General features: G+C 64.5%; 12 protein-coding genes, 1 tRNA gene and 1 riboswitch. Of the genes, 8 read left to right on the top strand and 5 right to left on the bottom strand.

Annotated elements, in window-relative coordinates:
• Nucleotides 1-3: 3 nt before the first annotated feature.
• Nucleotides 4-112, bottom strand: a riboswitch (TPP riboswitch).
• 40 nt (nt 113-152) lie between these two features.
• Entirely contained in the window at nt 153-779 is a 627-nt protein-coding gene (locus tag IRL76_RS00200; RefSeq protein ID WP_200982060.1) for an SOS response-associated peptidase family protein, read from the top strand.
• A 20-nt stretch (nt 780-799) separates the two neighbouring features.
• On the opposite strand, the gene IRL76_RS00195 is transcribed toward IRL76_RS00200, so the two are convergent.
• On the bottom strand, nt 800-1,438 hold the full coding sequence (locus IRL76_RS00195; RefSeq protein WP_200982059.1) for a TetR/AcrR family transcriptional regulator: 639 nt from the start codon (nt 1,436-1,438) through the stop codon (nt 800-802).
• Nucleotides 1,439-1,578: 140 nt separating this feature from the next.
• Here IRL76_RS00195 and IRL76_RS00190 point away from each other — a divergent pair, with 140 nt between their 5' ends.
• Nucleotides 1,579-2,190 carry a hypothetical protein gene (locus IRL76_RS00190; RefSeq protein WP_200982058.1) on the top strand — a complete coding sequence of 204 codons (612 nt, stop codon included), beginning with the start codon at nt 1,579-1,581 and terminating at the stop codon, nt 2,188-2,190.
• Between the two features lie 93 nt (nt 2,191-2,283).
• Here IRL76_RS00190 and IRL76_RS00185 read toward each other — a convergent pair whose 3' ends face one another.
• Complete coding sequence (locus IRL76_RS00185) at nt 2,284-4,089, bottom strand: flavin-containing monooxygenase (RefSeq protein WP_200982057.1); 1,806 nt, start codon at nt 4,087-4,089, stop codon at nt 2,284-2,286.
• 101 nt (nt 4,090-4,190) lie between these two features.
• On the opposite strand from IRL76_RS00185, the gene IRL76_RS00180 reads away from it, so the two are divergent.
• Entirely contained in the window at nt 4,191-5,414 is a 1,224-nt protein-coding gene (locus tag IRL76_RS00180) for a cytochrome P450 (RefSeq protein ID WP_200982056.1), read from the top strand.
• Nucleotides 5,415-5,601: 187 nt separating this feature from the next.
• On the top strand, nt 5,602-6,531 hold the full coding sequence (locus tag IRL76_RS00175; RefSeq protein ID WP_200982054.1) for a TolB-like translocation protein: 930 nt from the start codon (nt 5,602-5,604) through the stop codon (nt 6,529-6,531).
• Between the two features lie 43 nt (nt 6,532-6,574).
• Here the strand turns inward: IRL76_RS00175 and IRL76_RS00170 are convergent.
• Nucleotides 6,575-6,648 (bottom strand) — tRNA-Gln (locus tag IRL76_RS00170).
• Between the two features lie 190 nt (nt 6,649-6,838).
• Between IRL76_RS00170 and IRL76_RS00165 the strand changes: the two genes are divergently transcribed.
• Together IRL76_RS00165 and IRL76_RS00160 are read left to right on the top strand one after the other, a co-directional pair.
• Nucleotides 6,839-8,071, top strand: coding sequence for a Ppx/GppA phosphatase family protein (locus tag IRL76_RS00165; protein WP_200982052.1), 1,233 nt, complete (start codon nt 6,839-6,841; stop codon nt 8,069-8,071).
• Nucleotides 8,068-8,736 carry an RlmE family RNA methyltransferase gene (locus tag IRL76_RS00160; RefSeq protein ID WP_200982050.1) on the top strand — a complete coding sequence of 223 codons (669 nt, stop codon included), beginning with the start codon at nt 8,068-8,070 and terminating at the stop codon, nt 8,734-8,736. The genes IRL76_RS00165 and IRL76_RS00160 overlap by 4 nt, the downstream gene beginning before the upstream one ends.
• Before the next feature lie 64 nt (nt 8,737-8,800).
• On the opposite strand, the gene IRL76_RS00155 is transcribed toward IRL76_RS00160, so the two are convergent.
• On the bottom strand, nt 8,801-9,457 hold the full coding sequence (locus IRL76_RS00155; RefSeq protein ID WP_200982048.1) for a c-type cytochrome: 657 nt from the start codon (nt 9,455-9,457) through the stop codon (nt 8,801-8,803).
• 135 nt (nt 9,458-9,592) lie between these two features.
• Here IRL76_RS00155 and IRL76_RS00150 point away from each other — a divergent pair, with 135 nt between their 5' ends.
• A complete protein-coding gene (locus tag IRL76_RS00150; protein WP_200982046.1) occupies nt 9,593-10,486 on the top strand; it encodes a prephenate dehydratase in 894 nt (297 codons plus the stop codon).
• A gap of 181 nt (nt 10,487-10,667) precedes the next feature.
• On the top strand, nt 10,668-11,759 hold the full coding sequence (locus tag IRL76_RS00145) for an OmpA family protein (RefSeq protein WP_200982044.1): 1,092 nt from the start codon (nt 10,668-10,670) through the stop codon (nt 11,757-11,759).
• An 83-nt stretch (nt 11,760-11,842) separates the two neighbouring features.
• Here IRL76_RS00145 and IRL76_RS00140 read toward each other — a convergent pair whose 3' ends face one another.
• Entirely contained in the window at nt 11,843-12,844 is a 1,002-nt protein-coding gene (locus IRL76_RS00140; RefSeq protein WP_200982042.1) for an isoaspartyl peptidase/L-asparaginase family protein, read from the bottom strand.
• Nucleotides 12,845-12,854 lie beyond the last annotated feature (10 nt).

The raw sequence follows: 12,854 nt of genomic DNA, 5'->3' as shown, positions 1-12,854 counted from the left end.
ACGGGCGAGGTGCCGCTCCACTCCCTCCGCCGATGCTAATCGGTTCAGGTTCGACGGGTCGGAGGGTGCGAAACCTCCCTCTCAGCGCACGCGCGCTCCCCGGGGATGGGAGCGCGATAGACCCTGTGCCGGTCAGCGTCTAGTGGCAGCCCATGACCCGGCTCTACCGTCTCGATGCCAGCGCGCAGGAGGTCGCCATGCGCTTCGGGGCCCGTCAGGGCGAGGACTCGTGGCAGGGCGGTTACGTGGCGCCCGAGCACTTCGCACCGGTCGTCACTGCCGGCCGCGAGTTCATCGCCGGCCCACGCCCTGCCGGTGGCAGGCTGGAGCCGCGCATGACCCCGCGCCTGTGGGGCGTCCTGTCCCCACCCTCGTCGCACGACATGACCCGCCGCGTTTCGACCGTCCGCAATCCCGACAGCCCGTTCTGGATCGGAAACTTGAGGAACAGCGAATTCCGCTGTCTCGTCCCGGCAACTTCGGTGATGCTCTGGGGCAGCGGCACCGATTACGAGGGGCGCCGCCTGCAACACTGGTTCGCGCCGCAGGGCCAGCCGATCTTCGCCTTCGCCGGAGTATGGAAGGACGAGGAGGTGCCTGCTTTCGCCCTGCTGGCAAGGGATGCACTGGGCGCTCCTCGCGACCTGGGCTGCACCGCAATGCCGGTGGTCGTGCCCAACGAGGAACAGGCACGACAGGCGTGGCTTCACGGAAGCTGGGACCGTGCCCGCGAAGTCGTCGAGCGCTCGCCCGGCGATCTCGTCGAGGTCGTGCGATAGGCGACCGCCTCCAGACGGTCCTAGCCCGCCCCGTTACCCATGTCGCGAAGGTGCCGCATTCCGGCGGTGACATAGGCCGCCACCGTGTCGGCATGATCCGCAAGCTCTCCGCCGATCCGGCCCGCCCGCCATTGGTTGCAGACCAGTTCCGGTGGACCCAGCAGCAGCGACTGGATCAATGCGGGGGCAAGCAGGGGTAACCGCTTGGCAGCGAAATGCGGCATGCCCCACTCTATGACCGGACGCTCGATGTCGGCGGCGAGGTCATTCCACATCTTCTGCTTTTCACGCAGCCATTCCGAATTCGAGAACTGCGCGTTGAGACGGTAGTAGCGCTGCGGATCGCGCGCCTGGAACATCAGGGCGCCGCGCGCACCTTCCCCCAGCGCTTCGCAAGGGTCGCCCTGGTGTTCGAGAGTGCACTGGCTGACATAGGCGAGATAGGCGCGTCGCTCGCGCTTGAAGATTTCCTCGAGCACCCCGTCGCGTGAACCGAAGTGGTGGAAGATCGACCCGTTGGACACGCCTGACAGCTCGACCAGATCCTTCATCGCAAGGGCTTCGTGCCCGCGCTCCAGCACCAGCTGTGTCGCCGCCTCGAGCACCCGCTCCCGCGTCATCTTGCTGCGCGCCTGAACCATGGTCCGCCTTTGGCTCATCCCTTCCTCGATGTCACTCTAGAACTATTATCTAGATTAACAATCTAGACAATTGCTCTAATTTTGGCTAGAGGGTGATTCGTCGGCGCCACCCAGCGCGGCTGAAATGCAAGAAACGAACACGGAGAGTGATGATGAGGATGAACACTTTGAAGGCACTGGCGAGCGCCACTGCCCTGTCCGCCACCGCGCTCGTCGCGGTCCCCGCCCATGCCGGCCCGCTCGGCTTCCTGAAGAAGGTTGTGAAGCAGGAGCTGTCGGAACTGGCACAGGATACCGCTCGCGAGGCTGTCGATGCCGCTACGGGCACTGCGAAGGCAGGCAAGAAGGGGAAAGTCGAAGCCAGCTGGAAGGTCGAGGAAGGCGAAGCCGCCCCCACGGGCGATGGTGGTTTCCGGCAGGAAGGCGGCACCACCGTTCCCACCGCAGATGACGTGCAGGCGCCTCAGGGCGAGACCCGTGGTCTCCTCCTTCCTGCCGTCCAGCCCCGGTTCCAGGGCGGCGTCAACGTCGCAGTGGGCGACGTGAATGGCGACGGACGCGACGGCAAACCTGGCATGAGCCAGAACGGCACGACCGTCCCAAGCGCCGACACCGTCCAGGCCGCCAAGGAAGAGCGCCGTGCCTCATTGCTGCTTCCCGCAGTGCAAAAGGTCGCCCCGGAAGCGCGGCCGCAGCGCGCCAAGATGGTCCAGAACGGTACGACCGTCGCGACCGCAGGCGAGATCAAGGCTCCTGAGCAGGACGACTGATACCTGCTGCCCTGGCCAATCGGGGGGCGGCGGCAACGTCGCCCCCTTTTTCCATGGCTTCGGAGACCGTTCGTGCCGCAGGCGCTCAAGCGCCTAGCCGAATTCAAGCCCCTCAAATTTGCCCGAATTGCGCCAGGCATCCATGTGCGCCCAGTAGGCCAGCGCACCGCGCGGATCGCCGACGAAGACGCGCGAGTTCTCGCCCCAGCCTTCACCTTCGTTGTTGTAGTATCCGGGCGTGCAGTCGCCGCTGCCGATGGCGCGCGGCGGACCGCTGGCAATGAAATCGACCCAGGCCTGCTCTGCCTCTTCGGTCGGCTCGACAGTCTTCGCCCCGGCCTTCTCTGCATGGCTGACGATGGCCGCGATGGTGTCGGCATGGTCGACGATATTGTGCGGCACATTGGCGATGAAATTCGCCGCCTGTGCGGGCTGGACCATGAAGGCATTGGGGAAGCCGTGCATCTGGTTGCCGTGGAAGGTGCGCATGCCGTCGCCCCAGCGTTCCGACAGGGTAACGCCGTCACGTCCGGCCATGTCGAAGCCCGAGCGCGAGACATAGCTCGTGCCGACTTCGAAGCCCGATGCGTAGATGATGCAGTCGACCTCGTATTCGACGCCGTTCGCGATCACGCCCTTCTCGGTAATCCGCTCGACCCCCTGGCCGCCGGTATCGATGAGGTGCGTGCCCGGCTCGTTATAGGCCTGAAGGTACTCGTCGTGGAAGCACGGGCGCTTGCACAGCTGGCGGTACCAGGCCTTGAGGTTCTCGCCCGTGGTTGGGTCGTCGACCACTTCCTGCGCACGCTGACGGATCTGCTCCATCTTGGCGAAGTCCGCATCCTCGAACGCGGCCATCATCTTGGCCGGCGTCCACTCCGAAGGCGGCACTTCCTTGAGGTTCGCGCGCATCCGCTTGGCAAGGTCGGTCCAGCCGTCGTTGACCAGGTCTTCGGCAGGGAAGCCGACACCCAGATTGGCGGCGAAATTGTCCTGCCACTTACGCTGCCAGCCCTCTTCCGCGACGCCGGCGAACCAGTCTTCGTCGATGGGGCCATTGGCCCGCACGTCGACCGATGACGGGGTGCGCTGGAAGACGAAGAGCTCCTTCGCGCCCTTGGCAAGGTGCGGTACGCATTGCACCGCGGTGGCTCCCGTGCCGATGATCGCCACGCGCTTGTCGCCCAGCTTGTCGAGCGCCGCGCCCTCGGGATTGCCGCCGGTGTAGGAATAGTCCCAGCGGCTCGTGTGGAAGCTCTTGCCCTTGAAATCCTCGATCCCCGGCAGGCCCGGCAGCTTGGCGACATGCAGCGGGCCGGTGCCCATGCCAACATACTTGGCGGTGAACTCGTCGCCGCGGTCTGTCCGGACGACCCAGACAGAGCGCTCTTCATCCCAGTCGAGCCCGGTCACGCGCGTGTGGAACAGCGCCTTGTCGTAAAGCCCGAAATGGTGGCCGATGCGGCTGCAGTGGTCGCGGATCTCGGGAGCATGCGCATACTTTTCGGTCGGCATGTGCCCGGTTTCCTCGAGCAGAGGCATGTAGATCATGCTCGCCGTATCGCACTGCGCGCCGGGATAGCGGTTCCAGTACCACGTGCCACCGAAGTCGCCGCCTTTCTCGATGATACGAACATCGTCGATGCCGGCCGCCTTCAGCCGCGCACCCACGACGAGGCCGGCAAAGCCCCCGCCGATGAAGGCGAAGGTCACATGGTCGTGCACCGGCTCGCGCTCGGCCACTGGCGTGTAGGGATCGGCAGCGAGTTCGTCGAAGCTGCCTTCGAGACGGACATATTGCGCACTGCCGTCGCTGCGCAGGCGCTTGTCGCGCTCCTCCGCGTACTTCTGCTTCAGCGCTTCCTTGTCGAAACTGATGTCCCTTGCCGCTGTGGCCATCCACCCTCTCCCGGTCGATTCCGTCTGTTATTGCAACTGTTCCATGATGACCCCAGACTGGCAACTCGAAAGTGCCTGAGTCGCGCAGAGGGAGAGCTGCATTGGCAACGTTACTGGAACGTCCCGCTACCCCGGTCGATGTGAGCGACAATGCGCTCTACACCGAACACCTCTGGCACGCGCCTTTTGCCGAACTGCGCCGCAGCGCCCCGCTGAGCTGGCGCGAGGACAGCCCCTATGGCCCTTACTGGTCGGCCACCACGCACGAGCTCGTCGCGGAGGTTGAGCTGGACCCGGCGACCTGGTCGTCGGAGCTTGGCAACATCACCATCCAGGAAGGCGTCGCGGGACACGAATTCCCCAACTTCATCGCCATGGACCCGCCACGCCACACTGCGCAGCGCAGGGTCGTCTCCCCGGCCTTCAACCCGACATCGATGGCCCGCCTTGAAGAACTGGTCCGCGCGCGCAGCAAGCAATTGCTCGATGCCCTGCCGCAGGGCGAGACCTTCGACTGGGTCGAAGAGGTCTCCATCCCGCTGACGATGGGGATGCTGTGCATCCTGTTCGACATGCCGTTCGAGGACCGTCACGACATCAAGACCTGGTCGGACATGGCCAGCAATGTCGCCCCCGACACGGGCAGCGAGGAATATTACGAGCGTTTCATGGCGGAGATGGGTCGCATGCTAGCCCGTTTCGACGAACTGATGGAGGAGCGCCGCAACCTGCCGCCCTCCGACGATCTGCTCAGCAGGATGGTGCATTCGGAAGCCATGGGCAATCTCACCCCGATGGAGCGGATCGCCAACATCGCCCTGCTGATCGTCGGCGGCAACGACACCACGCGCAATTCGATGAGCGGGCTTGTCGATGCCTTCAACCGTTTCCCCGGGGAACTGGACCGGCTCAACGCCGACCCCTCGCTGATCCCCAATACCGCGCAGGAAATCATCCGCTGGCAATCGCCCGTCACGCACATGCGGCGCACGGCGACGAAGGACACCGAACTCGCCGGGCAGAGGATCGCGGCAGGCGAGAAGATCGTGCTGTGGTACATCTCCGCCAACCGTGACGAGAGCGTGTTTCCCGATGCCGACCGCTTCGACGTCGGCCGCGCCAATGCCCGCCGCCATCTCGGCTTCGGCCACGGCATCCACCGCTGCGTCGGTGCGCGGCTGGCCGAGGTCCAGCTGGTGACGCTGATCGAGGAGATCGTGGCGCGCAACTGGCGGATCGTTCCGCAGGGCGAACCCACGCGCCTCGCCAGCCCGTTCCTGCACGGGTTCACATCCATGCCGGTCAGGCTGGAGCAGCGGGGCTAGGCGAGCAGCAGCCGGGCCGAAAATCCGGCTTTCACAAACCATCGGCAATCGGTCGGCCAACCGTCGGTGGCCCGTCATTGCCGCTCGTCACCACCCTCTCGATACATCCGGTCATGGTCGCAACACCCTGACGAGCATCGGCAATCAGCCCGAGCCCGTCGTAGCCGGATTATCGGGAGTACCGATCATGACCAAGACTACCACCCTGTCGAAGGCCCGCCTTGTCGCGGCACTCGGCTCGACCGCCCTCTGCGCAACGGCCGCCTTGGCACTGCCGCGCTTTGCCGATTGGGCGCCGCCCGTCAGCATAGAAGCCCTGCCGGCTTCCTCCACCGCCATCAACACGGCAGCGATCGACGGTTGCGCCTCATTGTCCCGAGACGGATTGACCCTGTTCTTCAACTCGAACCGCTCGGGCAATTTCGACATATTCGTGGCGACCCGTGCAAGCCGGGACGAGGGCTTCGGCGAGCCCCAGCGCCTCCCCGCGCCGATCAACACCTCGGCCAATGAGTCTTGCCCCACTTTCACCCAGGACCACCGCCTGTTCTTCTCGAGCGACCGCGAGGATTCCGCCTACGACATCTACGCAGCGCGCTGGCAGGCGGGCGAGTGGACCGATCCGGTCAACCTCGGGGGCAATATCAATCGCCCCGGGTGGCTCGACGAGACGCCAACCTTCTACGAGGACGAGCAGGGACGCGAGGTGATGATCTTTTCCAGCCGCCTGCCCGGTGGCAGCCAAGGGAAGATCTACCAGTCGGTCGAGTTCGGTCCGGCGACCCTGGTCGAAGGGGGAGTGAACAGCGCCGGTTCCGACAACCGCCCGAGCATCACGCACGACGGATTGACGCTGTTCTTCGACTCCACCCGCAGCGGGGGTGCCGGTGGTCCCGACCTCCACGTCGCTTCGCGCACTAGCGTTTCCGAGCCTTTCGGACCGGCAACTAACCTGCGGTCGCTCAATTCACCCGGCTTCGACGCCAGGCCCTGGGTCAGTTGGGATGGCAGGGAACTGATCTACGCGTCGATCCGCGGCACCGGAGAGGGCGGGCCGGATATCCTCTGGACCAGCCGCGACAAGAAAGCCCCGGGCGCCAAGGAAGTCATCTTCTGAGCGGACCTGTCCGCGGCGACCCATGATTGCGTGAGAAATGTGCTGGATGCCCCGTGAGGATTCGAACCTCAATTGACGGAGTCAGAGTCCGTAGTCTTACCATTAGACGACGGGGCATCATCACCTCGGCAGGACGGGCAGAATCGCCTCCGGTCCGGCAGAGAGGCCGCGCATCTAGTTTCGCGCGCGACCAAGGTCAACCCCGTGCGAACCGCCGCGCTTGCCGTGAGTTCGCTTCATCGCTAGCATCGGCCACAAGTCCCCGTGCCGGTGGTTGGCGCGGGAGGAAAAAAGAAAGCTCCCGATTATGGCGGATCATCCTCCGCCGGACGCAAAAACGGGGCACGGGACAAAACGGGGCGGCAAGTCCGGCAAGGTAGCCGATTTCCGCTACAAGCGCCCCTCCCGGGCCGAGGCGAGAGACAGCGAAAGGCGCGCAGCAAAGCCGCGTGACCTACGCCGACCGCCACCCAAAGCGCCGGCCCCCACCGACAATGTGCAACCGATTGATGGCGCCAACGGCGCGCGGCGACAGGCCTATGCCGCGCTGGATCTCGGCACCAACAACTGCCGCCTGCTCATCGCCCGGCCGAGCGGGGAAGATTTCACCGTCATCGATGCCTTCAGCCGCGTGGTCCGGCTGGGCGAGGGCCTCGCCGCGAGCGGCCGCCTTTCGGACGAGGCGATGGAACGCACCATGGCCGCGTTGCACGTCTGTGCCGAGAAGCTGAAACGGCGCAACGTCAGGCTGGCCCGCTCGGTCGCGACCGAGGCATGCCGTCGTGCCGCCAACGGGGCGAAATTCATCGAGCGGGTGAAGCGCGAAACGGGCATCATGCTCGACATCATATCCGCGCAGGAAGAGGCGCGGCTTGCCGTGCTCGGTTGCCATGTCCTGCTGGCCGAAGGCGAAGGCCCGGCGATCATCTTCGATATCGGTGGCGGCTCGACCGAGCTTGTGCTGGTCGAATCCGGCGGCCCCGTTCCGCGCATTCTCGACTGGATGAGCGTGCCCTGGGGCGTGGTCTCGCTGACCGACAGCGTCGCCAGCAAGGAAGACAGCGAAGAAGATCGCATCGAACGCTATCGCGAAATGCGCCGCATCGTCACCCGAAGTTTTGCGCCCTTCGCGCGGCGCATCGGCGAAATGGCCAAGTCGGACGCGCCGATCCGCCTTCTGGGAACGAGCGGCACGGTTACCACCCTTGCCAGCCTGCACCTCGAACTGCCGCAATACGACCGCCGGGCGGTGGACGGGCTGATCCTGCCCTCACAGTCGATGCGCGACATTTCCGCCAGGCTCTCGCGCATGAGCGCACCCGAACGCCGGCAATTGCCCTGTATCGGCGATGACCGGGCAAACCTCGTCATTGCCGGATGCGCGATCCTTGAATCGATCCTCGACATCTGGCCCGCAGAACAGCTCGGCGTGGCTGATCGCGGTATTCGCGAGGGCATATTGCGCAGCCTGATCGCCGCCGACGCCGAAGGTGATCGCAGCCGAGCCGCGCTCCAGCGCATGCGGGAGCAGGACGTATGAGCCGTTCTGGCAAGGACCGCGAAACGCGGGTCAAGACCGCCAAGAAGCGCACTGCGAGCTCGACCCGCTGGCTCCAGCGGCAATTGAACGACCCCTACGTCAAGCAGGCCAAGGCCGAAGGCTATCGTAGCCGCGCCGCCTACAAGCTGATCGAACTCGACGAGAAGTTCGACCTGCTCAAAGGGGTGGAACGCGTCGTCGACCTTGGCATCGCCCCTGGTGGCTGGAGCCAGGTGGTGCGCAAGGTCAAACCCAAGGCGCATGTTGTCGGAATCGACCTGCTCGAGGTCGAACCGATCGAGGGCGTAACCATCTTCCAGATGGACTTCATGGACGATGATGCACCGCGCGTGCTGGAGGAGGCGCTGGGCGGCAAGGCCGAACTGGTCATGAGCGACATGGCCGCCAACACCGTCGGCCACAAGCAGACCGACCATTTGCGCACGATGGGACTGGTCGAGGCCGGGGCGTGGTTCGCGATCGAGAACCTGGCGCCGGGCGGGACGTTTCTTGCCAAGGTGCTGGCAGGCGGGACCGATAACGACCTCCTTACCCTGCTCAAGAAGCATTTCAGAACCGTCAAGCACGCCAAACCGCCCGCGAGCCGCAAAGGTTCGAGCGAGTGGTACGTGATCGCGCAGGGCTTCAAGGGCGATCAGGCCTAGACCCTGAAACGAAAAGGCCCCGCCGAAGCGGGGCCTTCCTCTCCAAATTCGTTTGCCTTCGCGATCAGTTCGCGGTGGCGGCGCCTGCTTCGGCAACCGGCTCGTCGGCGCCCATGGCACCGGCGGCTTCTGCTTCGGAAGGTGCTTCACCCGCTTCCGAGGGAGCAGCTTCCTCGGCCGCTGCCGGAGCCGCAGGGGCAGGGAAATCAGGACCGCCACCGTTGGCCTTCAGGTAGGCGAGCAGGTTGGCACGGTCTTCCGCCTTGCCGAGACCGGCGAAACTCATCTTGGTGCCGTCGGCAAAAGCGCGCGGGCTGGTCAGCCAATGGTCGAGATTTTCATAGGTCCAGTCGCCGCCATGGCCCGACAGTGCCGAGCTGTAGGCGAAACCGGCAGCATGCTTGCCGACGGGCTTGCCGACGATGGCCCACAGATTCGGACCGATGCCGTTGGCACCGCCCTGGTTGATGGTGTGGCAAGCCGTGCACTTGGCGAAGACCTTCTCGCCAGCCGCAGGATCGGCGCTGGCGAGCAACGTGCCGAGATCGGGGCCAGCGGCTTCGCCACCTTCGGCAGCTTCGCCCTGGATGAAGAAGCCGGGCTTCTCAACATGGGCGTGCTTGTCAGCCTTGAAGTACATGCCTGAAACGATGGATGCGCCCAGCGCGATGATGCCTGCGCCAAGAACCCAACCGGCAGCGGTATTGAAACGGTCGTCCATTGCGTGATTGCCTGCAAGAATACGAGTGGTCTGGTGTTTGCGCGCCGCTCTAGTGAAGCAAGCGCGCCCGCGCAAGTGCGGGTGTGGGAATAGCGCTTGAAGAGGGGCTTTCACCTCCCTAGCACCGCCAGTTCCATGCGTCAGTTTGCCAAACCAGCCCTTGCGATCGTCGATTCGATGCGCACCGCCGCCGCCGCCGAGCCTGCCCGTGCCATCGCCTTTGGCGGCGCACCCGGTTCGAATTCGCACCAGGCGGCGATGCAGTTTGCGCCAGATGCGCTGCCCCTGCCATGCTTCAGCTTCGAAGATGCGCTCGACGCGGTCGAGACCGGGGTCGCGGGCTGCGCGATGATCCCGATCGAGAACTCGCAGCACGGCCGCGTCGCGGACATCCATTTCCTGTTGCCCGAAAGCGGGCTCGCCATCGTTGCCGAGCATTTCATGCCGATCACCCATGCGTTGATGGCATTGGGCGAGGGCCCGTTCGAGGCCGCCTACAGCCATCCGCAGGCGCTCGGCCAGTCGCGCCACTACCTCCACCAGCGCGGCATCACCGGGATGAGCTATGCCGACACGGCGGGTGCAGCGGCCTTCGTCGCCGAAAGCGGCAAATCGGACATCGCCGCCCTTGCCCCTCCGCTCGCGGCCGACCTTTACGGACTGAAGATCATCGAGAACGCGGTCGAAGACGCGCATGACAACACCACGCGCTTCGTCGTCCTGGCAAAGGATCCACTCGATCCGAACAGCCTTGCGGGCACGCCGACGATGACGACCTTCATCTTCGAGGTGAAGAACATCCCCGCCGCTCTGTACAAGGCGCTCGGATGCTTCGCGACCAATGGGGTCAACATGACCAAGCTCGAAAGCTACCAGAAGGGGGCGAGCTTTGCGGCGACCATGTTCTTCGCCGATATCGAAGGCATGCCCGGCGATCCGCGCGTCGATGCTGCGCTTGACGAGCTTGCGTTCCAGACCAATTCGGTGCGCCTCCTGGGCAGCTATCCGCAGGTCAGAAAGCGCGGGTGAATTCCCTTCTCCGATTATCACGGGAACGGCGGAATCCCGCCGTTAGCGGGGTATCAAACCCGGTGATAGTGCGACTAACCGCCCGATGATTAAGATAAAAAATCGATATACTCGGGAACTATAAATCTAAATCCACAGTTCTCCTCTTGGAATTGGTAATTCATTCTAATGAGGGTAAACCATGCGCAAACTTCCTATAGTTTTTGCGCTTTGCTCGACTGCGCTTGCCACACCAGCATTTGCGCGCGACGGCGAAGTGTATGTCGAAGCCGGCTTCGGCCCGATGATCGTCGAGGACATCGACGTATCGGAAATCGTGCCTCCTACCGGCGATCGTGCCACGATCGAACCCGAAGACTTCGGTTTCGATGGCGGGTTCATCGTCGGCTACGATTTCGGTCAGTTCCGGATGGAAGCCGAGGCTTCCTATCGCAAGACCGATTTCGAACAGCTCGTCACCCCCACTGCCACCATCGCCAGCCCGACGCTCGACGCGGATGTCTCAGCCTTGAGCTTCATGGGTAACGTCCTGGCCGACTTCGGCCCCGACGACGGCGTGCAGTTCTTCTTCGGCGTGGGCGGTGGTGCCGCGAAGCTCAAGACGGACATCTCCGCCGGCGGTGTCGATCTGGTGCAGGGCTCCGACTGGGAGTTTGCGTGGCAGGGCCTCGCAGGCATTCGCGCCCCGCTGACCGACAACATCGATGTCGGCCTGCGTTATCGCTACTTCCACGTCGACGACTTCAATGTCGGCGGCGACAATGGGACCAGCGTCGTGAAGGGCGACTGGACCTCGCATTCGCTGCTCGGGACCTTCACCTACAATTTCGGCGGCAGTGTTGCCCCGCCGCCACCTCCCCCGCCGCCACCTCCGCCTCCTCCACCCCCTCCTCCTCCGCCGCCGCCACCTCCGGCTTCGGTCTGCGAGCAGGGTCCGTACATCGTCTTCTTCAACTGGGACGAATCGGCGATCACCCCGGAAGCGGCGACGATCCTCGACAACGCGGTCTCGGCCTATTCGAACTGCGGCGCGGCGAGCGTCATGCTCGCCGGCCACACCGACACCTCGGGCTCGACCAGCTACAATATGGGCCTGGCCGAGCGTCGCAATTCGTCGGTTCGCGGGTACCTCACCTCGCGCGGCATCCCGGATGGCCGGATCGCCAGCGAAGCTTTCGGTGAATCGCAGCTGCGTGTCCCGACAGCAGATGGCGTGCGCGAGCTACAGAATCGCCGCGTCGAAATCACCTACGGCCCGGGTTCGGGCATGTAGTTTCGCTCCCCTTTGCGAAACGCATGGATGGGGCCGGAGCAATCCGGCCCCATTTTGCTTGCCCGGTTCAGGAGGGGGGCTGCCTACTCGTCGGCGTAGATGCCAACTTCGCTGGTACCCTTGCTGGTCGCCCGACCGCGATACATGCCGCTGGTGTTCATGCTGAAGACGGCATCGCCATTGGGCGCGACCACGATAACGCCGCCGTCACCGCCCAGCGCTCCGACCTCGGCAATCACCGCATCCGATGCAGTCTGGGCATCTTCGCCCTTCATCTGCATCCTGAGGCAGATCGTGCGCGCAACGCCGACGCGGATGAAAAACTCGCCCCAGCCCGTGGCAGAGACCGCGCATGCCGCATTGTCGGCATAAGTGCCTGCTCCGATGACGGGAGCATCGCCGATGCGGCCCCAGCGCTTGCCGGTCATCCCGCCAGTCGAAGTCCCCGCTGCAAGGTTGCCCGACTTGTCCAGCGCCACCGCGCCCACCGTGCCGAACTTGATGTCGACGTCGATCGCAGAAAGCTTTTCCGCCTTGAGCCTCTTCAGCGCCTCCAGCCGCTCGGGCGTGTCGAACCATTCGGGCGGGGCCATCTCTATGTCCTGTTCGGAGGCGAACTGTTGCGCGCCCTTGCCGGCGAGCATGACATGGGGACTGTCGGTCATCACCTTGCGCGCCAGCCGGATCGGGTGGCGAATGCCGGTCACTCCTGCCACCGCACCTGCCGACCGGTCGCGCCCGTCCATGATCGATGCATCGAGCTCGTGCGTTTCGTCCCAGGTGTAGACTGCGCCGCGCCCGGCGTTGAACCTGGCATCGTCCTCCATGATCACGATCGCTGCCTCGACCGCGTCCATCGCGGTGCCGCCTTCGCGCAGTACCTTGGCTCCGGCATCGAGAGCCTGCCGGAGTGCCGCGCGATAGGCGGCATCGCGCTCCGGCGTCATGTCCTTGCGTCCGAGCGTGCCCGCTCCACCGTGGATGGCGATCGACCACCCTTCCTCTTCATGTGCCATGGCAGGTGCTCCGAGGATTGCCACGAATGCGGCGGCGATTGCGGTCAGGCGCGAGGGGATGGATTTCATGGCAGTGGGA

This window comes from Qipengyuania soli (genome assembly GCF_015529805.1).
Classification (GTDB): Bacteria; Pseudomonadota; Alphaproteobacteria; order Sphingomonadales; family Sphingomonadaceae; genus Qipengyuania; species Qipengyuania soli.
This window is presented reverse-complemented; position numbering and strand designations above follow the sequence as displayed.